The 23,467-nt window shown below is 39.7% G+C and carries 19 protein-coding genes and 1 tRNA gene; all 20 read left to right on the forward strand.

Features of this window, described 5'->3' with window-relative positions; translation table 11 throughout:
- The first annotated feature begins 46 nt into the window (after window positions 1-46).
- Entirely contained in the window at window positions 47-1,381 is a 1,335-nt protein-coding gene (locus tag NMM26_RS08125; RefSeq protein WP_254754234.1) for an Nramp family divalent metal transporter, read from the forward strand.
- A 403-nt stretch (window positions 1,382-1,784) separates the two neighbouring features.
- Complete coding sequence (locus tag NMM26_RS08130) at window positions 1,785-2,492, forward strand: 2-C-methyl-D-erythritol 4-phosphate cytidylyltransferase (protein WP_254754233.1); 708 nt, start codon at window positions 1,785-1,787, stop codon at window positions 2,490-2,492.
- Window positions 2,493-2,496: 4 nt separating this feature from the next.
- Window positions 2,497-3,519, forward strand: coding sequence for a ribitol-5-phosphate dehydrogenase (locus tag NMM26_RS08135; protein WP_000609877.1), 1,023 nt, complete (start codon window positions 2,497-2,499; stop codon window positions 3,517-3,519).
- A 16-nt stretch (window positions 3,520-3,535) separates the two neighbouring features.
- On the forward strand, window positions 3,536-4,405 hold the full coding sequence (gene licA, locus NMM26_RS08140; protein ID WP_254754232.1) for a choline kinase LicA: 870 nt from the start codon (window positions 3,536-3,538) through the stop codon (window positions 4,403-4,405).
- Window positions 4,395-5,273 carry a DMT family transporter gene (locus tag NMM26_RS08145; RefSeq protein WP_254754231.1) on the forward strand — a complete coding sequence of 293 codons (879 nt, stop codon included), beginning with the start codon at window positions 4,395-4,397 and terminating at the stop codon, window positions 5,271-5,273. The genes licA and NMM26_RS08145 overlap by 11 nt, the downstream gene beginning before the upstream one ends.
- An 11-nt stretch (window positions 5,274-5,284) precedes the next feature.
- Window positions 5,285-5,974, forward strand: coding sequence for a sugar phosphate nucleotidyltransferase (locus tag NMM26_RS08150; protein WP_000643965.1), 690 nt, complete (start codon window positions 5,285-5,287; stop codon window positions 5,972-5,974).
- An 87-nt stretch (window positions 5,975-6,061) separates the two neighbouring features.
- On the forward strand, window positions 6,062-6,910 hold the full coding sequence (dprA, locus tag NMM26_RS08155; protein WP_254754230.1) for a DNA-processing protein DprA: 849 nt from the start codon (window positions 6,062-6,064) through the stop codon (window positions 6,908-6,910).
- A 117-nt stretch (window positions 6,911-7,027) separates the two neighbouring features.
- Window positions 7,028-9,115 (forward strand): type I DNA topoisomerase, encoded by a 2,088-nt coding sequence (gene topA, locus NMM26_RS08160; RefSeq protein WP_254754229.1) that lies wholly within the window; start codon window positions 7,028-7,030, stop codon window positions 9,113-9,115.
- A 105-nt stretch (window positions 9,116-9,220) separates the two neighbouring features.
- The gene (locus tag NMM26_RS08165) at window positions 9,221-9,580 is read left to right on the forward strand and encodes a YbaN family protein (protein ID WP_254754228.1); all 360 of its coding nucleotides are present in this window, start codon (window positions 9,221-9,223) and stop codon (window positions 9,578-9,580) included.
- Window positions 9,581-9,673: 93 nt separating this feature from the next.
- Window positions 9,674-10,306, forward strand: coding sequence for a copper homeostasis protein CutC (locus NMM26_RS08170; protein WP_254754227.1), 633 nt, complete (start codon window positions 9,674-9,676; stop codon window positions 10,304-10,306).
- 43 nt (window positions 10,307-10,349) lie between these two features.
- Window positions 10,350-11,006: an MmcQ/YjbR family DNA-binding protein gene (locus NMM26_RS08175; protein ID WP_254754226.1), complete on the forward strand. Its 657-nt coding sequence runs from the start codon at window positions 10,350-10,352 to the stop codon at window positions 11,004-11,006.
- 313 nt (window positions 11,007-11,319) lie between these two features.
- The gene (locus NMM26_RS08180; RefSeq protein ID WP_254754225.1) at window positions 11,320-12,882 is read left to right on the forward strand and encodes a 2-isopropylmalate synthase; all 1,563 of its coding nucleotides are present in this window, start codon (window positions 11,320-11,322) and stop codon (window positions 12,880-12,882) included.
- Between the two features lie 11 nt (window positions 12,883-12,893).
- The gene (leuB, locus tag NMM26_RS08185; protein WP_254754224.1) at window positions 12,894-13,931 is read left to right on the forward strand and encodes a 3-isopropylmalate dehydrogenase; all 1,038 of its coding nucleotides are present in this window, start codon (window positions 12,894-12,896) and stop codon (window positions 13,929-13,931) included.
- The gene (locus NMM26_RS08190) at window positions 13,928-14,197 is read left to right on the forward strand and encodes a DUF1294 domain-containing protein (protein WP_254754223.1); all 270 of its coding nucleotides are present in this window, start codon (window positions 13,928-13,930) and stop codon (window positions 14,195-14,197) included. Before leuB ends, NMM26_RS08190 begins: the two co-directional genes overlap by 4 nt.
- A gap of 3 nt (window positions 14,198-14,200) precedes the next feature.
- The gene (leuC, locus tag NMM26_RS08195) at window positions 14,201-15,583 is read left to right on the forward strand and encodes a 3-isopropylmalate dehydratase large subunit (RefSeq protein WP_254754222.1); all 1,383 of its coding nucleotides are present in this window, start codon (window positions 14,201-14,203) and stop codon (window positions 15,581-15,583) included.
- 9 nt (window positions 15,584-15,592) lie between these two features.
- The gene (gene leuD, locus NMM26_RS08200) at window positions 15,593-16,186 is read left to right on the forward strand and encodes a 3-isopropylmalate dehydratase small subunit (RefSeq protein WP_254754221.1); all 594 of its coding nucleotides are present in this window, start codon (window positions 15,593-15,595) and stop codon (window positions 16,184-16,186) included.
- A gap of 27 nt (window positions 16,187-16,213) precedes the next feature.
- Entirely contained in the window at window positions 16,214-16,993 is a 780-nt protein-coding gene (locus tag NMM26_RS08205) for an L-threonylcarbamoyladenylate synthase (protein ID WP_000160505.1), read from the forward strand.
- Window positions 16,994-17,193: 200 nt separating this feature from the next.
- A complete protein-coding gene (locus tag NMM26_RS08210; protein ID WP_049546505.1) occupies window positions 17,194-18,180 on the forward strand; it encodes a GMP reductase in 987 nt (328 codons plus the stop codon).
- A gap of 65 nt (window positions 18,181-18,245) precedes the next feature.
- Window positions 18,246-18,317, forward strand: a tRNA-Arg gene (locus NMM26_RS08215).
- A 291-nt stretch (window positions 18,318-18,608) separates the two neighbouring features.
- The coding region (locus NMM26_RS08220) for a MucBP domain-containing protein (RefSeq protein WP_254754220.1) at window positions 18,609-23,467 on the forward strand (4,859 nt) is incomplete at its 3' end.

Genomic DNA, 23,467 nt, shown 5'->3' on the forward strand with positions numbered 1-23,467 from the left:
TCATTAATAAACTAGGTAAAGACTTGATTAGAAAGTGAATATTCCTATGTCTTCTTATAAAAAGGTCTCCCTTTCTGAGATCAATCAATCTATTGAAACTCCCAATAACAATCATTTTTGGCAAAATCTAAAAGCATTTTTAGGGCCTGGAGCTCTTGTAGCAGTTGGTTATATGGATCCTGGAAACTGGATTACCAGTGTGGTTGGTGGTGCTTCCTACAAGTATAGTCTCTTATTTGTTATTTTGATTTCATCCATCATCGCCATACAATTACAACAGATGGCTGGAAAGCTTGGTATCGTGACTAGGATGGATTTAGCGCAGGCAACAGCTCATCATGCTCCTAAGTGGCTCCGTTATAGTCTGTGGGTGATTGTAGAATTAGCTTTAATGGCGACAGACTTGGCTGAGGTTTTGGGTTCAGCGATTGCCTTGAATCTTTTGTTTAAAATACCGATTATGGTGGCTATCCTCCTAACTGTTTTAGATGTATTTCTTTTGCTTTTGTTGATGAAATTTGGCTTCAAGAAGATTGAAGCTATTGTTACAACCCTTATCTTAACCATATTAGGAATCTTTTCTTATCTGGTGGCTTTATCTAATCCAAGTATGCAGGGGATCTTTGGTGGTTATTTACCGACTTCAACTTTGTTTGAAAGTCCTTTGCCGGGACATGAGAGTCAACTGACTTTGGCTTTAGGGATTGTAGGAGCGACAGTTATGCCCCATAATCTCTATCTTCATTCATCCCTATCTCAAACAAGGAAAATCAACCATAAGGATAAAAAGGATGTTCGAAAAGCTGTGCGTTTTATGACCTGGGACTCAAATCTTCAGTTGTCCCTAGCCTTTGTTGTCAATTCCTTGCTTCTCATTTTAGGGGCATCGCTCTTTTTTGGTCATGCATCTGAAATTTCAGCATTCTCTCAAATGTACAATGCCTTACAGGATTCGACAATAGCAGGAGCAATAGCCAGCTCAACTCTGTCAACTTTATTTGCTCTGGCTCTCTTAGCAAGTGGCCAAAATTCTACTATCACAGGCACCTTGACAGGACAGATTGTCATGGAAGGTTTCTTGCATATGAAATTACCTCAGTGGATCATCCGTATCGGTACACGTATTTTTGCCTTGCTCCCTGTGATTATAGTTGCTGTTTTGTTTGGACATCAAGAAAAAACCTTGGATCAGTTGTTGGTCTATTTACAGGTCTTTCTTTCCATCGCTCTTCCGTTTTCAATCTTCCCCTTAATCTATCTGACCTCTAAGAAGTCAGTGATGGGAGAATTTACCAATGCCAAGTGGAATACAATCCTTGGCTACGTAGTTTCAATCATCTTGACTATTCTCAATATCAAGCTGCTTTTCGATATTTTTTAAACTTTTTTGAGATTATTATATAAAATTTTTCCCTGCCTGCTAGTATGAGTTTTTTGATTGTAAAGACTTTTTCCTAGACTATTCGTAGTAATATCATAAAGTTAGCTAATAAGAAATGAAGGGCAGTAAGTCAAGCGATTCCTTTGAAGTTTCAAAGCTTAATTTTAAGTTTTTTTTAAGGAAATTATATTATTCTGAAGAACTCTAAAATTTCACAGCCATTTATTAGTAATGACTACAGAATTCCTGGTCATTACTAGAAATGGACTAGCTTCTTTGAAGATATAGAGTTGCTTAATCCTCCTATTCTAGAACGGGAGGTCCGGTATTTCTTTCATGATAGGACTAGATTGTGGTATAATAGAGAGAATAAGTTTTTTTAGTAAGACAAAGGAGAAAATAGATGATTTATGCAGGAATTCTTGCTGGTGGAACTGGCACGCGTATGGGAATCAGTAACTTGCCAAAACAATTTTTAGAGCTAGGTGATCGACCTATCTTGGTTCATACAATTGAAAAATTTGTCTTGGAACCAAGCATTGAAAAAATTGTAGTTGGTGTTCATGGAGACTGGGTTTCCCATGCAGAGGATCTTGTAGATAAATATCTACCTCTTCATAAGGATCGTATCATCATTACAAAAGGTGGTGCTGACCGCAATACAAGTATTGAGAAAATCATTGAAGCCATCGATGCTTATCGTCCGCTTACTCCAGAGGACATCGTTGTTACCCACGACTCTGTTCGTCCGTTCATTACGCTTCGTATGATTCAAGACAATATCAAACTTGCTCAAAATCATGACGCAGTGGACACAGTGGTAGAAGCGGTTGATACTATCGTTGAAAGTACTAACGGTCAATTTATTACAGATATTCCAAATCGTGCTCACCTCTATCAAGGACAAACACCTCAAACATTCCGTTGCAAGGACTTCATGGATCTTTACGGTTCTCTCTCTGTCGAAGAGAAAGAAATCTTAACAGATGCATGTAAAATCTTTGTCATTAAAGGAAAAGATGTAGCCTTGGCCAAGGGTGAATATTCAAATCTAAAAATCACAACCGTGACAGATTTGAAGATTGCAAAAAGTATGATTGAGAAAGACTAGTAAAATGATTAATCAAATTTATCAACTAACTAAGCCTAAGTTTATCAATGTCAAATATCAGGAAGAGGCTATTGACCAAGAGAATCATATCCTCATCCGCCCTAATTATATGGCGGTCTGTCATGCGGATCAGCGTTACTACCAAGGAAAACGTGATCCCAAGATTTTGAATAAAAAGCTTCCAATGGCGATGATTCACGAGTCATGTGGAACCGTTATTTCTGACCCGACGGGAACCTATGAGGTTGGTCAAAAAGTTGTCATGATTCCAAATCAGCCTCCTATGCAGAGTGATGAAGAATTCTATGAGAACTACATGACAGGGACCCATTTCTTGTCTAGTGGTTTTGATGGCTTTATGAGAGAGTTTGTTTCTCTCCCTAAAGACCGTGTGGTGGCTTATGATGCTATCGAAGACACGGTTGCAGCGATTACAGAGTTTGTCAGTGTCGGCATGCACGCTATGAATCGTCTATTGACCCTTGCTCATAGCAAGCGGGACCGAATCGCCGTTATCGGAGATGGAAGTTTAGCTTTTGTGGTTGCCAATATTATCAACTATACTTTGCCAGAAGCAGAGATTGTGGTTATTGGTCGTCATTGGGAAAAATTGGAACTCTTCTCTTTTGCCAAAGAATGCTATATCACTGATAATATTCCTGAAGATTTGGCCTTTGATCATGCTTTTGAGTGTTGTGGTGGTGATGGTACTGGACCTGCTATAAATGACTTGATTCGCTACATTCGTCCTCAGGGAACGATTCTTATGATGGGCGTTAGCGAGTATAAAGTTAATCTCAATACACGCGATGCCTTAGAGAAAGGCTTGCTCTTGGTTGGTTCCTCTCGTTCTGGTCGCATCGATTTTGAAAATGCAATCCAAATGATGGAAGTCAAGAAGTTTGCCAATCGTCTTAAAAATATCCTTTATCTAGAAGAACCTGTAAGAGAAATTAAAGATATTCACCGTGTCTTTGCTACCGATTTAAACACAGCCTTTAAAACTGTGTTTAAGTGGGAAGTATAAGAGCTGGAGGTTAATTGTGGAGAAAATTATTAAAGAAAAAATTTCTTCCTTACTTAGTCAAGAAGAGGAAGTCCTCAGTGTTGAACAACTGGGGGGAATGACCAATCAAAACTATTTGGTCAAAACAACAAATAAGCAATACATTGTTAAGTTCTTTGGGAAAGGGACAGAAAAACTCATCAATCGTCAAGATGAAAAGTACAATCTTGAACTACTTAAAGATTTGGACCTAGATGTCAAAAATTATCTTTTTGATATTGAAGCTGGTATCAAAGTAAATGAGTATATCGAATCTGCTATTACGCTTGATTCAACGTCAATCAAGACCAAGTTCGATAAAATTGCACCAATTTTACAAACCATCCATGCTTCTGGTAAGGAATTAAGAGGAGAATTTGCTCCTTTTGAAGAAATCAAAAAATACGAATCCTTGATTGAAGAAAAGATCCCTTATGCTAACTATGAAGCAGTTCGAAAAGAAGTCTTCCCCTTAGAGAAAAGACTGGCTGACTTAGGTGTCGACAGAAAATCTTGTCATATCGATTTGGTGCCTGAAAACTTTATCGAATCACCTCAAGGACGACTTTATCTGATTGACTGGGAATACTCATCAATGAATGATCCAATGTGGGATTTGGCAGCTCTCTTTTTAGAGTCTGAATTCACTCCCCAAGAGGAAGAAGCCTTCTTATCTTACTATGAGAGTGACAAAACACCTGTCTCTCGAGAAAAGATTGCAATCTATAAAATTTTACAAGATACTATTTGGAGTCTATGGACTGTCTATAAGGAAGAGCAAGGCGCAGATTTTGGTGACTATGGTGTAAGTCGTTACCAAAGAGCTGTTAAAGGTTTGGCTTATTATGGAGGTTCAGATGAAAACTAAAAATGGAGTTTCTTTTGGTCTACTCTCAGGTATTTTCTGGGGGTTAGGTCTAACGATTAGTGCTTATATCTTTTCGATTTTTACAGATTTGTCGCCCTTTGTGGTGGCTGCTGCTCACGATTTCTTGAGCATCTTTATCTTACTAGCTTTTCTTTTAGTGAAAGAAGGGAAAGTTCGTCTCTCAATTTTCTTAAATATTCGAAATGTTAGTGTTATCATCGGAGCCTTGCTAGCAGGCCCTATCGGTATGCAGGCCAATCTTTATGCGGTTAAGTATATCGGTAGTTCCTTAGCTTCATCGGTATCGGCTATTTACCCTGCGGTTTCAGTTTTATTGGCTTTCTTCTTTTTGAAGCACAAGATTTCGAAAAATACTGTATTTGGGATTGTCTTGATTATTGGAGGGATAATTGCTCAGACCTATAAGGTAGAACAGGTTAATTCTTTCTACATTGGGATTCTTTGTGCTTTAGTTTGTGCCATTGCATGGGGAAGTGAGAGTGTTCTTAGCTCTTTTGCCATGGAAAGTGAATTGAGTGAAATCGAAGCCCTCTTAATCCGTCAAGTAACTTCATTCTTGTCCTATCTTGTGATTGTGCTCTTCTCTCATCAGTCATTTGCAGAAGTGGCCAATGGACAATTACTAGGTCTTATGATTGTCTTTGCAGCCTTTGATATGATTTCTTACTTGGCTTATTATATTGCTATCAATCGCTTGCAACCAGCCAAGGCTACAGGCTTGAACGTGAGTTATGTAGTTTGGACTGTCTTGTTTGCAGTTGTTTTCTTGGGTGCACCGCTAGATATGCTGACAATTATTACGTCACTTGTCGTCATTGCTGGAGTTTATATTATTATTAAAGAATAAAGGAGATTCGTGTGAAAGCCATTATCTTAGCAGCGGGGTTGGGAACTCGCTTGCGTCCTATGACTGAAAATACCCCTAAAGCCTTGGTTCAGGTTAATCAAAAACCCTTGATTGAATACCAAATTGAGTTTCTAAAAGAAAAAGGTATCAATGACATTATCATCATTGTCGGTTATCTTAAAGAACAATTCGATTACTTAAAAGAGAAATATGGAGTTCGACTCGTTTTCAATGATAAATACGCTGACTACAATAACTTTTACTCTCTCTATCTTGTAAAAGAAGAATTGGCCAACAGCTATGTTATTGATGCTGATAATTATCTCTTTAAAAATATGTTCCGCAATGATTTGACACGTTCGACTTATTTTAGTGTCTATCGTGAAGATTGTACCAACGAATGGTTCTTGGTCTATGGAGATGACTACAAGGTTCAAGACATTATTGTTGATAGCAAGGCAGGCCGGATCCTGAGTGGTGTATCCTTCTGGGATGCTCCAACTGCAGAAAAGATTGTCAGCTTTATCGACAAGGCTTATGCAAGTGGTGAATTTGTTGATCTATACTGGGACAATATGGTTAAGGATAATATCAAAGAGCTGGATGTCTATGTCGAAGAATTAGAAGGCAATAGCATCTATGAGATTGATAGTGTCCAAGACTACCATAAATTAGAAGAAATTCTTAAAAACGAAAATTAAAGATTTCAACATCTGGCTAAAATAGTCGGATGTTTTTTGATTTTTTTACGAATAAATAGATGAGTAGAAAAAGAAATGGAGATATTTATGAAAATCACAAACTATGAAATCTATAAGTTAAAAAAATCAGGTTTGACCAATCAACAGATTTTGAATGTCCTAGAATACGGTGAAAATGTTGATCAAGAACTGTTGCTAGGTGATATTGCAGATATATCAGGTTGCCGAAATCCAGCCGTTTTTATGGAACGTTATTTTCAGATAGACGATGCGAATCTGGAGAAGGAGTTTCAAAAGTTTCCATCTTTCTCTATTCTAGATGACTGTTATCCTTGGGATTTGAGTGAAATATACGATGCACCTGTACTTTTATTTTACAAGGGAAATCTTGACCTCTTGAAATTCCCGAAGGTAGCGGTTGTGGGTAGTCGTGCTTGTAGTAAACAGGGCGCTAAGTCAGTTGAAAAAGTCATTCAAGGCTTGGAAAATGAACTGGTTATCGTCAGTGGATTAGCCAAGGGCATTGACACAGCAGCTCATATGGCAGCCCTGCAGAATGGCGGAAAAACCATTGCAGTGATTGGGACAGGTCTGGATGTGTTTTATCCTAAAGCCAATAAGCGTTTGCAAGATTACATCGGCAATGATCATCTGGTTCTAAGTGAATATGGACCTGGCGAACAACCTCTAAAATTTCATTTTCCTGCCCGTAATCGCATCATTGCTGGACTTTGTCGTGGTGTGATTGTAGCAGAGGCTAAGATGCGTTCAGGTAGTCTCATTACCTGTGAGCGAGCAATGGAAGAAGGGCGCGATGTCTTTGCTATTCCTGGTAGCATTTTAGATGGACTATCAGACGGATGCCATCATTTGATTCAAGAAGGAGCAAAATTGGTAACCAGCGGGCAGGATGTTCTTGCAGAATTTGAATTTTAGGACGAAATTTCGCTTACTAGACAAACTTTTCTTCTATATATAGGAGCTAAGTCTTGACAGTTATGGCAAAATGGTTTACACTTTATAAAGTTTATTACTTTGAAAAGGTGTGATACTGTGGCTACGGCAACAAAAAAGAAAAAATCAACAGTTAAAAAAAATTTAGTAATCGTGGAGTCACCTGCTAAGGCCAAGACGATTGAAAAATATCTCGGCAGAAACTATAAGGTTTTAGCCAGTGTCGGGCATATCCGTGATTTGAAGAAATCCAGTATGTCCGTTGATATTGAAAATAATTATGAACCGCAATATATCAATATCCGAGGAAAAGGTCCTCTTATCAATGACTTGAAAAAAGAAGCTAAAAAAGCTAATAAAGTCTTTCTGGCGAGTGACCCGGATCGTGAAGGAGAAGCGATTTCTTGGCACTTGGCTCATATTCTCAACTTGGATGAAAATGATGCCAACCGTGTGGTCTTCAATGAAATCACCAAGGATGCTGTCAAAAATGCTTTTAAAGAACCTCGCAAGATTGATATGGACTTGGTCGATGCCCAACAGGCTCGTCGTGTTTTGGATCGCTTGGTAGGCTATTCGATTTCGCCTATTTTGTGGAAGAAGGTTAAGAAGGGCTTGTCAGCAGGTCGCGTTCAATCTATTGCGCTTAAGCTAATCATTGATCGTGAGAATGAAATAAATGCCTTTAAGCCTGAAGAATACTGGACTATTGATAGTGTCTTTAAAAAGGGAACCAAGCAATTTCAGGCATCCTTCTATGGAGTAGATGGTAAAAAGCTGAAACTGACTAGCAATGATGAGGTCAAGGAAGTCTTGTCTCGTCTGACTAGTAAAGACTTTTCAGTAGATCAGGTGGATAAGAAAGAGCGCAAACGCAATGCTCCTTTACCCTATACCACTTCATCTATGCAGATGGATGCTGCCAATAAAATTAACTTCCGTACTCGAAAGACCATGATGGTTGCCCAACAGCTCTATGAAGGAATTAATATCGGTTCTGGTGTTCAAGGTTTGATTACCTATATGCGTACCGATTCGACTCGTATCAGTCCAGTGGCACAGAACGAAGCAGCAAGTTTCATTACAGACCGTTTTGGTAGCAAGTACTCTAAGCATGGTAGCAAGGTCAAAAATGCTTCAGGAGCTCAGGATGCCCATGAGGCTATTCGTCCGTCTAGCGTTTTTAATACACCTGAAAGTATTGCTAATTATCTGGACAAGGATCAACTCAAGCTTTATACTCTTATCTGGAATCGTTTTGTAGCGAGCCAGATGACAGCTGCTGTCTTTGATACCATGGCTGTTAAATTGTCGCAAAATGGAGTTCAATTTGCTGCCAATGGTAGTCAGGTTAAGTTTGATGGTTATCTTGCCATTTATAATGATTCTGATAAGAATAAGATGTTACCAGACATGGCTGTTGGAGATATTGTCAAACAGGTTAATAGTAAACCAGAGCAACATTTCACCCAACCGCCTGCCCGTTATTCTGAAGCGACACTGATTAAGACCTTGGAGGAAAATGGGGTTGGACGTCCGTCAACCTACGCACCAACCATTGAAACTATTCAGAAACGTTATTATGTCCGCCTTGTAGCCAAACGTTTTGAACCGACAGAGTTGGGAGAAATTGTTAACAAGCTCATTGTTGAATATTTCCCAGATATCGTAAACGTAACCTTTACAGCTGAAATGGAAGGCAAGCTGGATGATGTCGAAGTCGGAAAAGAGCAGTGGCAACGTGTTATAGACGCCTTTTACAAACCATTCTCTAAAGAAGTCGCCAAGGCTGAAGAAGAAATGGAAAAAATCCAGATCAAGGATGAACCAGCTGGATTTGACTGTGAAGTGTGTGGCAGTCCAATGGTCATTAAACTTGGTCGTTTTGGTAAGTTCTACGCTTGTAGCAATTTCCCAGATTGCCGTCATACCCAAGCAATCGTAAAAGAAATCGGTGTTGAGTGTCCAAGTTGTCATCAGGGACAAATCATTGAACGTAAAACCAAACGTAATCGCCTCTTCTATGGTTGCAATCGCTACCCAGAATGTGAATTTACCTCTTGGGACAAGCCTGTTGGTCGTGACTGTCCAAAATGTGGTAACTTCCTCATGGAGAAAAAAGTCCGTGGTGGTGGCAAGCAAGTTGTTTGTAGCAAGGGTGACTACGAGGAAGAAAAGATTAAATAAGAGGAGAGTCCTGAAAGTTAATTTCAGGCTCTTTTTGGTTAGAACTTGACAAAATTCATCATTATATGCGAAACTAGAAGAAGATTATTTTAACTAGGAGAAGTTATGCGTATTATTTATCTGATAATTGGTTTTTTATCACTGGCCTTGGCTATTGTTGGGGTTATATTACCCTTGTTGCCTACAACTCCCTTTCTTTTGCTGTCTATTGCTTGTTTCTCCAGAAGTTCCAAGCGCTTCGAAGATTGGCTTTATCATACCAAGCTCTATCAAGCATATGTAGCTGATTTTCGTGAGACTAAGTCTATTGCGCGTGAACGTAAGAAAAAAATTATCGTATCTATCTACATTTTGATGGGAATTTCCATTTATTTTGCCCCTCTTTTACCAGTAAAAATCGGTCTAGGAGCTTTGACCATCTTTATTACCTATTATCTCTTTAAGGTCATTCCGGATAAAGAATAAGTAAAATTTGTCACTATTTCCCTTGATAAAATTGAAAGCATATTCATAACAATATGATATAATGAATTTAAAGTAATCTTCAAGGAGAATTAAATGATTTACGAATTTTGTGCTGAAAATGTGACCTTGCTTGAAAAAGCAATGCAGGCTGGAGCTCGTCGAATCGAACTCTGTGATAATCTAGCAGTGGGAGGAACAACACCAAGCTATGGAGTGACCAAGGCAGCGGTTGAATTGGCAGCTAACTACGATACGACCATCATGACCATGATTCGTCCACGTGGTGGCGACTTTGTCTATAATGAACTAGAAATTGCTATTATGCTAGAGGACATTCGGTTGACTGCTCAGGCTGGAAGTCAAGGAGTTGTATTTGGGGCTTTAACTGCTGATAAAAAGTTGGATAAGCCTAATCTGGAAAAGTTAATTGCTGCATCAAAAGGAATGGAAATTGTCTTTCACATGGCCTTTGATGAATTAAGTGATGAAAATCAGTTAGAAGCTATTGACTGGCTCAGCCAAGCTGGTGTCACTCGTATCTTGACTCGTGCTGGTGTGTCTGGTGACTCGTTAGAAGAACGTTTTGCTCACTATCACAGAATTTTAGAACATGCTAGAGGTAAAATTGAAATTCTACCAGGTGGGGGGATTGACCTTGACAACCGTCAAACCTTTATCGACCAGCTAGGTATGACACAATTACACGGAACAAAGGTTGTCTTTTAAAAAATAGAAAGGAACTGCTAGCTTTGGGTAGCAGTTTTCACTTATGTTTGAAATTTTTAAATCCTATCAGTTTAATCAAGAAAAGGCTCATGCTTATGGTTTTGTAGAAAGTAGTGGAGTCTGGATCTATAGTTGCCAGATTTTGCAGGGTGACTTTGTCATGACTGTGTCCATCACTGCTGATAATGTGAGTTTTCAAGTCTTTGACCAGGAAACAAGTGACCTCTATCCCCAAGTTCATATGGAAAGTATGACAGGAAGTTTTGTTGCAAGTGTCCGTGAGGCTTGTCTGGAGATTCTTTACCAAATTCGGAAGACTTGTTTTGAGGTACAGGATTTTATCTGCCCTCAGACTAAGCGAATCATGACTCAGGTTCAGGAAAAATATGGTAATCGGTTGGAATATCTGTGGGATAAATCTCCTGACACGGCAGTGTTAAGACATGAAGGCAATCAAAAGTGGTATGCCGTCTTGATGAAAATTTCTTGGGATAAGCTGGAAAAGGGCAGAGAAGGACAAGTGGAAGCAGTCAACCTCAAACATGATCAAGTAGCTGATTTGCTTTCAAATAAAGGTATTTATCCTGCCTTTCATATGAACAAACGCTACTGGATTAGTGTGGCGCTTGATGATACTTTATCAGATGAAGAAGTACTGGAATTGATAGAAAGAAGTTGGAACTTAACTATTAAAAAATGAAACATTTCAAGGTTTTTCAAAAGCTTTCAATTAGCAAAATATTCTCTACTGAAGAAATTTTCAGAAAATATTGGATTTTTTCTTGACAAGCACTTTTGCCTATGCTAAAATACTAAACAAGATATCAAACGAAGGAGAAAGTCAAACATGAAAACAGCTAAGTTTAATCAATTTGCTTTGTTGTTGAGGTACTCGGGCTAGTGCAAAAAGCATTAGTCCTGTTTGGCTTACCAAGCGGGAGTGAATCAACATCTCGCTTGGATCTCTAAGCGAGATGTTTTTTTACAACCATATTTGGAAAAGGGGAAATCTTATGCGAACAGTTGAATTTCTAGATACCAGCCTTCGGGATGGAGAACAGACACCTGGTGTTAATTTTTCAATCAAGGAAAAAATTGCCATTGCAAGACAGCTGGAGAAATGGGGCATTTCAGCAATTGAAGCTGGTTTTCCAGCGGCTAGCCCAGACTCATTTACGGCAGTGCAGGAGATTGCCAAGGCCTTGAAGAAAACAGCGGTGACTGGTTTGGCCCGTTCTGTCAAGTCTGATATTGATGCTTGTTACGAGGCACTTAAGGATGCCAAGTATCCACAGGTTCACGTCTTTATCGCTACCAGTCCAATTCACCGCAAGTATAAACTCAATAAGAGCAAGGAAGAGATTTTAGAAGCTATTAAGGAGCATGTTTCTTATGCACGTTCTAAGTTCGAGATTGTTGAGTTCTCTCCTGAGGATGCGACTCGAACAGAGTTGGATTTCCTCTTGCAAGTTGTTCAAACGGCGGTCGATGCAGGCGCATCTTATATCAATATCCCTGACACGGTAGGATTTACCACTCCAGAGGAATATGGTGCTATCTTCAAATACTTGATTGAGAATGTTAAGACGAATCGTCATATTATCTATTCGCCTCACTGTCACGATGACCTCGGGATGGCAGTGGCTAATAGCCTTGCTGCTGTTAAGAATGGGGCGAGTCGTGTCGAAGGAACTATCAACGGTATTGGTGAGCGAGCTGGGAATGCTGCTTTGGAAGAAATTGCAGTGGCACTTAATATTCGCCAAGATTACTACCAAGCAGAAACCAGTATTGTCTTAAATGAGACCATCAATACGTCAGAAATGGTTTCTCGCTTCTCAGGTATTCCAGTTCCTAAAAACAAGGCCGTCGTTGGTGGTAATGCCTTCTCTCACGAATCTGGTATTCACCAAGATGGAGTTCTTAAAAATCCCCTCACTTATGAGATCATCACCCCTGAATTGGTTGGTGTTAAGAGTAATAGTCTTCCGCTTGGAAAATTGTCAGGTCGCCATGCCTTTGTAGAGAAACTAAGAGAATTGGCCCTAGAATTTACAGAGGAGGACATCAAGCCACTCTTTGCTAAGTTCAAGGCTCTAGCAGACAAGAAGCAAGAAATCACAGATGCAGATATTCGAGCTTTGGTAGCTGGAACCATGGTTGAAAATCCAGAAGGCTTCCACTTTGATGATTTACAACTACAAACTCATGCGGATAATGATATAGAAGCACTCGTTAGCCTAGCTAATATGGAAGATGAGAAAGTCGAATTTAATGCGACAGGACAAGGTTCTGTTGAAGCTATCTTCAATGCTATCGACAAATTCTTCAATCAATCCGTTCGCTTGGTGTCCTACACTATTGACGCTGTGACGGATGGAATCGATGCCCAGGCTCGGGTTTTGGTCACTGTTGAAAATAGAGATACAGAAACCATCTTTAATGCAGCAGGTCTGGATTTCGATGTACTGAAGGCTTCAGCTATTGCCTACATCAATGCCAATACCTTTGTTCAAAAAGAGAATGCTGGTGAGATGGGACGAAGTGTTTCCTATCGTGACATGCCTAGTGTGTAAAGGAGAATGCTATGACAAAGAAAATAGTAGCTTTAGCAGGGGACGGAATCGGCCCAGAAATCATGGAGGCCGGTTTAGAGGTTCTGGAAGCTCTAGCTGAAAAAACAGGCTTTGATTATGAGATTGATAGGCGACCTTTTGGAGGTGCAGGTATAGATGCTGCAGGGCATCCCTTACCTGATGAAACCCTCAAGGCAAGTAGAGAAGCAGATGCCATTCTCCTAGCGGCTATCGGTAGTCCTCAGTATGATGGAGCAGCGGTTCGGCCTGAACAAGGCTTGCTAGCTCTCCGTAAGGAATTCAATCTTTACTCTAATATTCGCCCTGTAAAAATCTTTGACAGTCTCAAGCATTTGTCACCACTCAAACCGGAACGAATTGCTGGTGTAGACTTTGTCGTGGTGCGTGAGTTGACAGGCGGGATTTACTTTGGAGATCATATCCTTGAAGAGCGCAAAGCGCGTGATATCAACGGCTATAGCTATGAGGAAGTAGAGCGAATTATTCGCAAAGCCTTTGAAATTGCAAGAAATCGCAGAAAAATCCTTACTAGTATCGATAAGCAAAATGTGTTGGCGACCTCAAAACTCTGGCGGAAAGTAGCTGAGGAAGTTGCGCAGGATTTCCCAGATGTAACCTTGGAGCACCAGCTGGTAGACTCAGCTGCTATGCTTATGATTACCAATCCTGCCAAGTTTGATGTCATCGTGACAGAGAATCTTTTCGGAGATATCTTATCTGATGAATCAAGCGTTCTATCTGGCACACTTGGAGTTATGCCATCAGCCAGTCATTCTGAAAATGGACCAAGTCTCTATGAGCCCATTCACGGTTCAGCTCCTGATATTGCAGGTCAAGGAATTGCCAATCCTATCTCCATGATTTTATCAGTGGCCATGATGTTGAGAGATAGTTTTGGACGTTATGAGGATGCGGAACGTATCGAGCGTGCTGTTGAGGCAAGTTTGGCAGATGGTGTTTTAACGAGAGATATAGGAGGTCAGGCTTCGACCAAGGAAATGACGGAAGCTATTATTGCAAGGTTATGAAGTTAGATGAAAAAGTTACTCTAGTCTTTTTGATTTGGAATGTCATGGTTTTCTTGATTTATGGTATTGACAAATCCAAGGCAAGGAGAAGAGCTTGGCGCATCCCTGAGAAAATCTTACTTATTTTAGCCTTTACTTGTGGTGGTTTTGGGGCCTGGTTAGCAGGAATCATCTTTAACCACAAGACTAGAAAATGGTACTTTAAAACAGTTTGGTTTCTTGGGATGGTGACCACACTAGGAGCCTTATATTTTATTTGGAGGTAATGGATGGCAGGAAAATCGATTTTTGATAAATTATGGGAACGTCATGTCATCACAGGAGAAGAGGGGCAGCCCCAACTCATGTATGTGGACCAGCACTATATTCATGAAGTGACCAGCCCTCAAGCCTTTCAAGGTTTGCGAGATGCAGGTCGCAGATTGAGACGACCAGATTTGACATTTGGAACCTTTGACCACAATGTCCCGACGGTCAATATCTACGATATTCGAGATGTCATTTCCAAGGCTCAAATTGATAAGCTTGCTGAAAATGTTGAGGAATTTGGGATTGAACATGCTGCCCACGGTTCTGAAAAACAAGGAATTGTTCACATGGTTGGTCCAGAAACAGGACGGACCCAACCAGGGAAATTCATTGTCTGTGGAGACAGCCATACGGCAACCCATGGAGCTTTCGGAGCAATCGCTTTTGGAATTGGGACCAGTGAGGTTGAGCATGTCTTTGCGACACAGACCCTCTGGCAGGTCAAACCCAAGAAAATGCTGGTAGAATTCACTGGTGTTCCTCAAAAAGGAGTATATTCCAAGGATTTCATTTTAGCTTTGATTGCCAAGTACGGCGTTGCTTGCGGCGTTGGCTATGTGGTGGAATATCGGGGACAAGCGATTGATGCACTGAGCATGGAAGAGCGAATGACTATCTGCAATATGTCCATCGAGTTTGGATCTAAGATGGGAATCATGAACCCGGATCAAACCACCTATGATTATCTTAAGGGACGAGAATGTGTTCCAGAGGACTTCGAAGAGGCTGTGGTGGATTGGAAAACCCTTGTCAGTGATGATGATGCTGTCTATGATAAGGTTATTCGTATGGATGTATCAGACCTAGCACCTATGGTGACCTGGGGAACCAATCCTGCTATGGGGGTTGACTTTGACAGTAGCTTCCCAGAAATTAAGGATATGAATGATGAGCGAGCTTACAATTACATGGACTTGGAGCCTGGTCAAAAGCCAGCTGATATTGAACTAGGCTATATCTTTATTGGTTCTTGTACCAATGCTCGTCTCAGTGACTTGCAACTGGCTGCGCGATTTGTCAAAGGAAAGCAAATTGCTCCTAATTTAACGGCTATCGTGGTTCCAGGATCTCGTCCTGTGAAACGAGCTGCTGAGAAGTTGGGTTTGGACAAGGTCTTTCTAGATGCTGGCTTTGAGTGGAGAGACCCAGGTTGCTCTATGTGCCTAGGGATGAATCCAGACAAGGTTCCAGATGGTGTCCACTGTGCCTCAACCAGCAACCGAAACTTTGAAGACAGACAAGGTTTTGGCGCTAAGACCCATCTTTGCAGTCCAGCCATGGCAGCTGCGGCAGCTATCGCAGGGCGATTCGTAGATGTTCGGCAAATGCCAGAAGCCCAGTAAGGAGAGGATATGGAGAAATTTACAGTTTATACGGGAACGACCGTTCCTCTCATGAATGATAACATCGACACAGACCAAATCCTACCCAAGCAGTTTCTCAAGTTAATCGATAAGAAAGGCTTTGGTAAGTACCTCATGTATGCTTGGCGTTATCTGGATGACAAGTATACTGAGGACCCAGACTTTGTCTTTAACCGACCTGAATATCGGAAAGCCAGTATTCTCATCTCAGGGGATAACTTTGGGGCAGGATCTTCGAGGGAACACGCAGCTTGGGCTCTAGCGGACTATGGTTTCAAGGTCGTGATTGCAGGGTCTTTTGGTGATATTCATTACAATAATGAACTCAATAATGGCATGTTGCCTATTGTACAGCCCAGAGAGGTTCGAGAGAAACTAGCCCAGCTACAACCAAGTGACCAGGTAACTGTGGACTTGGAACAACAAAAAATCATCTCACCAGTTGGAGAATTCACCTTCGAGATAGATAGCGAGTGGAAACACAAGCTCTTAAATGGCTTGGATGATATCGGTATTACCTTGCAGTATGAAGACTTGATTGCTGCTTATGAAAAACAACGACCAGACTACTGGCAGGATTAGAAGAAAAATAGAAAAGGAAATAGAACTATGACAAAACACATTCAATGGAACGGAACACTTTCACAAGAAGGATATGATATTTTAAAAGGTGAGGGCGGATGTATCGTTTGCCCTACTAAAGTTGGTTACATTATCATGACTAGCGACAAGGCAGGACTTGAACGCAAGTTTGAAGCTAAAGAACGTAACCGTAACAAACCAGGTGTTGTTCTCTGCGGTAGCATGGATGAGCTTCGTGCTTTAGCACAACTCAATCCAGAAATTGAAGCCTTCTACCAAAAACATTGGGACGAAGACATTCTTCTTGGCTGTATCCTTCCATGGAAACCAGAAGCCTTTGAAAAACTCAAAGCATATGGGGATGGCCGTGAAGAACTCATGACTGACGTGCGTGGTACTAGCTGTTTCGTTATCAAGTTTGGAAAAGCTGGTGAACAATTGGCTGCCAAACTTTGGGAAGAAGGAAAGATGGTCTACGCCTCATCTGCAAATCCATCTGGAAAAGGAAACCGTGGTAAGGTAGAAGGAATCGGAGAACGTATCGAAGGGGCAGTTGACCTTGTTATCGAGGCAGACGACTATGTGGCATCTATCCAGCCTGACAAAACGATTGAAACACGCTACGAGCAGGGTGTGATGGTCTCTATGGTCGATAAAGATGGAAAACTTATCCCAGAACAAGGAGGAGCACGTTCAACTTCACCAGCTCCAGTTGTAATCCGCAAAGGGCTTGACATTGATAAGATTATGATGCACCTGTCAGACACCTTTAACTCATGGGACTACCGTCAGGGAGAGTATTATTAGAATGTAGAAGAAGTGGGGAGAAAATAATCTCTCTTCTTTCTTTTGTTGTTTATATCATAAAATCCGAACAATATATTTTAATTTATAACATTATTTGACAAAAACTGTACTTTAGTTTATAATAAATTAAGGAAACGTCGGAAAAGGCGTAGTGATGCGAGAGCATAGGTAGGTCATTACAAAAGAAACGAGACATCGATATGTTAAATGAATTTCCAATTTTTGATTACGAAGATATCCAACTGATTCCAAATAAATGTGTCATTAAAAGCCGTGCAGAAGCGGATACAAGTGTCACTCTAGGAAAGCACACCTTTAAACTACCTGTTGTACCAGCTAATATGCAGACGATTTTGGATGAAAATGTAGCAGAGCAACTGGCAAAAGGTGGTTACTTCTACATTATGCACCGTTTTGATGAGGCAGGACGTATTCCTTTTATTAAACGAATGCACGATCAAGGGCTCATTGCTTCTATCTCTGTCGGTGTTAAGGATTATGAGTATGATTTTGTTAGCCAGCTCAAGGCTGATGCTCCCGAATACATCACGATTGACATTGCTCATGGTCATGCAGATAGCGTGATTTCTATGATTCAACACATTAAGAAAGAATTGCCAGATACTTTTGTCATTGCTGGAAATGTGGGAACACCAGAAGCTGTGCGTGAATTGGAAAATGCTGGTGCGGATGCTACTAAGGTTGGAATAGGTCCTGGTAAGGTTTGTATCACTAAGGTCAAGACTGGTTTTGGTACAGGTGGTTGGCAGTTAGCTGCTCTACGCTGGTGTGCTAAGGCTGCACGTAAACCGATTATCGCTGATGGAGGAATTCGTACTCACGGTGATATTGCCAAGTCTATCCGTTTCGGTGCTAGCATGGTCATGATTGGTTCCCTCTTTGCAGGACACATCGAAAGTCCAGGGAAAACAATTGAAGTCGATGGTGAACAATTCAAAGAATACTACGGTTCAGCTTCCCAATATCAAAAAGGTGCTTATAAAAACGTGGAGGGCAAACGCATCTTGCTTCCTGCAAAAGGTCATTTACAAGACACTTTGACTGAGATGGAACAAGACCTTCAAAGTGCTATTTCTTATGCAGGTGGACGTCAGGTTGCTGACCTTAAACACGTTGATTATGTTATCGTGAAAAACTCCATCTGGAATGGGGATGCTTCCCACTAAGACGGGCTATCTCACTAGAAAAAACTTGTTATTAGAGCAAATTTTTGTTATAATAAAACAAGTTTCCACCCTTAGTGTAATGGATATCACGTAAGATTCCGGTTCTTGAGATGGGGGTTCGATTCCCTCAGGGTGGATGTAAATAGCTCAGGAGTCTGAGTAGAAATATAAAAGATAAAGACGCATTATATCATGTCTAGACAAGAAGACTTTGATATGATGTGTTTTATGTTTTTATATTCGATAAATTATTTAACAGCCCTCTTTCTGATATTATACGTTAGAGGCAGTAATATACATAAGAAATAAAATATTTCGGGTGTCAAACTTGTCTAATTATGAGCAAAATGATATACTAAAATCAATAACCTGTTTTTCTTTCTCATTTAGTTACTCAGGTTAATATATATATATATGAGGTTGAAATTTTGTCAAATAAAAAAGAAATTTTTTCTATTCGTAAATTAAAAAATGGTCGTTCAGACTCAGTAAAAATAGGTACTCTCGGACTCATTATGGGTGCTGCTATCGCTTTGTCTGTCAACACTCAGTCTGTAGAAGCTGCTATTATCGATAACAAAGATGGAACTACTACTATATCAAATAGCAAGGGTTCTATCAAAGTAGATACAGCACATGTGGAATTTAATAGTGATAATTATGAGGATGATTCAAAATATTTTGATCGTAATCCAAAACCGAATGAAACAGGTACAGATAAAATTACTAAAACAGGTAAGGTAGACTACAAGTATGTATCAACTGATGGGACTGTTTTAGAAGAAGATAAAAATCAAGATGCAGGCTTTGAAAAACAAATTTCGGTAGATTATGAAGTATACGGACCATATGGAAAAGTCTTCAAATCATTAAAAGGTAACGAAATTACCGATACTGATTTAACCAAGGCAAAAGAGCACGGTGCCGCAGGAAAAGATACTATTGAAAAAAATAATACGATCTATCATAAGATTGGGGATCCAACTGTAGAAATCACAGGTGATGGAGGGGGGACATACTCTGACTCTACTCTTGGAAATGTGACTGCAAAACTAACTTCTGAAGGTCTTGTTCAAAATGATGGGAAAATTAACCACAGTGGGGTTAAACCAGGAGGTCGTACCTGGATTGTCGAAGAAACTGGTAAGGGGACTTACGGCAAATATGTATTAGCCGATACACCAGCCACTACATCTGATAACTGGCTAGAAGATACATTCAAGGCGGGAGAAGCCACAGCAAAAGAATATACTTCTACGAATATCGCTACAGATGGTGGTATCAAGGAAGGAGATTATGTCTTCGTATTAGAAAAAAATACATATGTATCAGCTAGTCGGAATAACATTTCCTATACATCGGTTTATCATATGGAAATTCCTGAAGATATAAATGATATTAAGGGATTTCATAGCTATATTTCGCAGCACAAAGATAATCCAGATACTGTTACTATCCCAGAAACGAAAACCCTTTTAAATAACTATTTGAAATATTTAAAAAGGTATAACTTAGAAGATACTGAAGACAATTTTAAGAGTTTTTTTGTTCTAGGAGACGAATACGAGTACGTCAGAAAGATGGCTGATAACATATTTAGAAGTCGCACTCTCGATTCCGAAAAACGCCCTGTAGATGATGTTGCATTCAGCGGTGATCAGGTTAACTTTCAAGAGTTATCCATTGGAGGTGGCTATTTCTCCACAAATGCAGTCGTTAACCATGGTTATTATGAAAGCTATAGTTATAAGACGGAATATACTCCTCTTAGAGCTTATCGTTTAGGTAGTGGTCATACTACTATCACCTACACTTATAGTCCTGAAGTAACGAGTAGATCTGAAAAGAAAGGCTCGGTTACCGTACATTATCAAACAGAAGACGGGACAACTCTTAAAGATTCGTATAATGATACTGTAGATGCTGTAGTAGAAGTTGAAACAAAAACTTACTATCTTGATGCGAATAATCAAGAAGTAGTTGTGGAAGACAAAACTGTTAAAACGCCTAAAAACGTAGCCTACAACACTAAAGAAAATGAAACTGAAAAACCTCAAAGATTGGAAGCAAATGGTTCTGTTTACTATTTAGACGAGACTAAAACAAAAACTACGGTAAATGGTGTTCCCAAAACTTCACCAGAAGAAGAAGGTTCTGTTGTAGAAGGAACTACAGAAGTAACCTATGTCTATGAAAAAGCTGGATCAGTCCTTGTTCACTATGTTGATACAGAAGGCCATCCTCTCCAAGGAACCAATGAAAATCAACAACCAGTGACTCAAACGGTTACGGATACTGATAATGCCAAAGCAGGTTCAGACTACGATACACAAGATCATAAACCAACAAGCATTACTACAGCAGATGGTAAAGTTTATCAACTGGTTCCTCAAAGTACTAGAGGAAATGAGACAGGTAAGGTTGTCGCAGGCCAAACTCTTGAAGTCACTTATGTTTATAAAGAAGTTAAAGGGAATGTTCTAGTTAAATACGTAGATGAAAAAGGAACTCCACTAGCAGGAACAGCTTCAATGCCTGGAAATACAACAGAAGCAGTAACAGCAGACGGAGTAAAAGCAGTCACTGAAGCAGGGTTAGGCACAAGGTATGATAATAAAGTAGCTGAGAAAAAAGCGACTAAGATTACAACAGCAGATGGAAAAGTATATGAACTTGTAAAAGAAAATAATGGATTATACAATACATCAGAGCCTGAAACAGGAACAGTAACAGAAGCTGATAAAGTAGTAACATTCGTCTACAAAGAGAAAAAATCAGCAGTAAATGTGAAGTATGTTGATAAAGCTGGACAACCAATCGCTGGAACAGCAACAATGCCTAATAATTCAACTGAAGAAGTAACAGTTGATGGATTAAAACCTGTAACAGATGCAAGTGTAAATTCTGACTATGATGTTACTAGTAAAAAAGCATCTAAGATTACCACAGCAGATGGAAAAGTTTATCGACTAATTGGTTTACAAGCAGGATCTAAACCAGCAGCTGGTACAGTAGAAGAGAACGAAATCACTGTAACTTATCAGTATGAGTTACTAGGAAGTGTAGTGACTAAATATGAATTATCAGATGGTACGAAATTAACAGGTGCATTAACATTTGATAATGCTACAACTCCAACTACAGTAGAAGACAAAGGTTTAGCTGTTGCCAATGCGACAGATGTATCAAATGGTACCAATTATGACGCAAGCACTTCAGCTAATAAGCCGAACAAGATTACAACAGCAACTGGAGAAGTATATTACTTAACAACTTCAAATGACGGAGTAAAAGCAGATTCAGCACCAGTTACTGGAACAGTAGAAGAAGGTAAAACAAAAGAAGTTACTTATGTCTACGAAAAAGCTGGATCAGTAGTGATTAAATACATTAATACTGACGGTACTGAAATTAAAACATCTGTACAAGATTCTACAAATGTTAAAGCAGGAACAGCATATAACGCAGCTGAAAATGATGAAAAACCAGCAACAATTGAATTTAACAACACGAAATATAAACTAGTTACCAAAGCAGGTACTACTACAACTAATGCAACTTACTCTGCCGAAGCAATCGTAACAAACGGAGAAAACGTTGGAACTGTGGAAGGGCAAGTAGTAGCAGGAAAAACACTTGAAGTAACATATGTTTATACAGAAGTAACTGGAGACGTAGTGGTTCACTATGTTGACACAGAAGGTAATGTAATCGCTGAAGATAAAGAAGATACTAAAGGTGCTTCTCTAAACGCTAAATACGACACAACTGACAACAAGCCAGAGAAAATCGAAAAAGACGGAACAGTTTACTACTTAACAGCTAAAGCCCTAAAAGATGGCTCTAAACCAGAAAACGGAGACGTAGTAGAAGGTAAAACTGAAGTAATTTACGTTTATGAAAAAGCTGGATCAGTCATCGTTAACTACCAAACAGAAGACGGAATACCATTAGTAGGAACTGCAGATGGTAAAGATATTGCTTCAGGTGCTAAAGACACTGACAATGGGAAACCAGGTTCTGACTACAATACTGCAGATAACGGAATGAAACCAAGCCGTCTCACAACTGCAGAAGGAAAAGTATACGAATTGGTTGAAGCTTCAACTAAAGGAAATGAAACAGGTAAAGTTGTTGCTGGAGAAACTAAAGAAGTAACATACGTTTATAAAGAAGTAAAAGGTAACGTAGTTGTTAAGTATGAAGATACTGAAGGTAACGTAATTGCTGAAGACGAAAAAGATGAAACAGATGCTTCTCTAAATGTTAAATATGATACAGCAGACCACAAAAAAGATGAAATCATTAAAGATGGTGTTAAATATTACTTAACAGCTAAAGAGCTTAAAGATGATTCTAAACCAGCTACTGGAGACGTGGTAGAAGGTACAACTACAGTAACTTATGTATACGAAAAAGCAGGTTCAGTCATCGTTAACTACCAAACTGAAGATGGAAGTCCATTAGTAGGAACTGCAGATGGTGCTAATGTAGCTTCAGGAGTTAAAGACACAACAGACGCTAAAGCAGGAACTGACTACAACACTGCAGACAACGGAATGAAACCAAGTCGTATCACAACTGCAGAAGGGAAAGTATACGAATTAGTACCAACAGCAACTAAAGGTGACGAAATAGGTAAAGTAGTAGCAGGACAAACTCTTGAAGTAACTTATGTTTACCAAGAAGTTAAAGGGAATGTCATCGTTAAATTCCAAGATACAGAAGGAAATACCATCTCAGAAGATGAAAATGATGAAACAAATGCTTCTCTTAATACAAACTACAACACGTCAGAACATAAGAAAGCGACTATCGTAAAAGATGGTGTCACTTACTATCTAACTGATAAAGCCCTAAAAGACGGCTCTAAACCAGAAGAAGGTTCTGTTGTAGAAGGAACTACAGAAGTAACGTATGTCTATGAAAAAGCGGGTTCAGTCATCGTTAACTACCAAACAGAAGATGGAACTCCATTAGTAGGAACTGCAGATGGTGCTAATGTAGAATCAGGTGTAAAAGACACAACAGACGCTAAAGCAGGAACTGACTATAATACTGCAGACAACGGAATGAAACCAAGCCGTATCACAACTGCAGAAGGAAAAGTATACAAATTGGTTGAAGCTTCAACTAAAGGAAATGAAACAGGCAAGGTTGTAGCAGGACAAACTCTTGAAGTAACATACGTTTATAAAGAAGTAACTGGAGATGTAGTAGTTCACTACGTTGACACAGCAGGTAACGTAATCGCTGAAGATAAAGAAGATACTAAAGGTGCTTCTCT

This window comes from Streptococcus sp. CF7_Ac1-8, from assembly GCF_024295435.1.
GTDB classification, from domain to species: Bacteria; Bacillota; Bacilli; order Lactobacillales; family Streptococcaceae; genus Streptococcus; species Streptococcus mitis_AP.

Excerpts from the sequence above, each read along its gene's own strand:
- leuC (WP_254754222.1), top strand. The coding sequence starts at position 14,201 with ATGGCAGGAAAATCGATTTTTGATAAATTATGGGAACGTCATGTCATC.
- NMM26_RS08135 (WP_000609877.1), top strand. The coding sequence starts at position 2,497 with ATGATTAATCAAATTTATCAACTAACTAAGCCTAAGTTTATCAATGTC.
- NMM26_RS08205 (WP_000160505.1), top strand. The coding sequence starts at position 16,214 with ATGACAAAACACATTCAATGGAACGGAACACTTTCACAAGAAGGATAT.
- NMM26_RS08145 (WP_254754231.1), top strand. The coding sequence starts at position 4,395 with ATGAAAACTAAAAATGGAGTTTCTTTTGGTCTACTCTCAGGTATTTTC.
- NMM26_RS08210 (WP_049546505.1), top strand. The coding sequence starts at position 17,194 with ATGTTAAATGAATTTCCAATTTTTGATTACGAAGATATCCAACTGATT.
- NMM26_RS08165 (WP_254754228.1), top strand. The coding sequence starts at position 9,221 with ATGCGTATTATTTATCTGATAATTGGTTTTTTATCACTGGCCTTGGCT.
- NMM26_RS08190 (WP_254754223.1), top strand. The coding sequence starts at position 13,928 with ATGAAGTTAGATGAAAAAGTTACTCTAGTCTTTTTGATTTGGAATGTC.
- NMM26_RS08175 (WP_254754226.1), top strand. The coding sequence starts at position 10,350 with ATGTTTGAAATTTTTAAATCCTATCAGTTTAATCAAGAAAAGGCTCAT.
- dprA (WP_254754230.1), top strand. The coding sequence starts at position 6,062 with ATGAAAATCACAAACTATGAAATCTATAAGTTAAAAAAATCAGGTTTG.
- leuB (WP_254754224.1), top strand. The coding sequence starts at position 12,894 with ATGACAAAGAAAATAGTAGCTTTAGCAGGGGACGGAATCGGCCCAGAA.
- NMM26_RS08125 (WP_254754234.1), top strand. The coding sequence starts at position 47 with ATGTCTTCTTATAAAAAGGTCTCCCTTTCTGAGATCAATCAATCTATT.
- NMM26_RS08170 (WP_254754227.1), top strand. The coding sequence starts at position 9,674 with ATGATTTACGAATTTTGTGCTGAAAATGTGACCTTGCTTGAAAAAGCA.
- NMM26_RS08130 (WP_254754233.1), top strand. The coding sequence starts at position 1,785 with ATGATTTATGCAGGAATTCTTGCTGGTGGAACTGGCACGCGTATGGGA.
- leuD (WP_254754221.1), top strand. The coding sequence starts at position 15,593 with ATGGAGAAATTTACAGTTTATACGGGAACGACCGTTCCTCTCATGAAT.
- NMM26_RS08180 (WP_254754225.1), top strand. The coding sequence starts at position 11,320 with ATGCGAACAGTTGAATTTCTAGATACCAGCCTTCGGGATGGAGAACAG.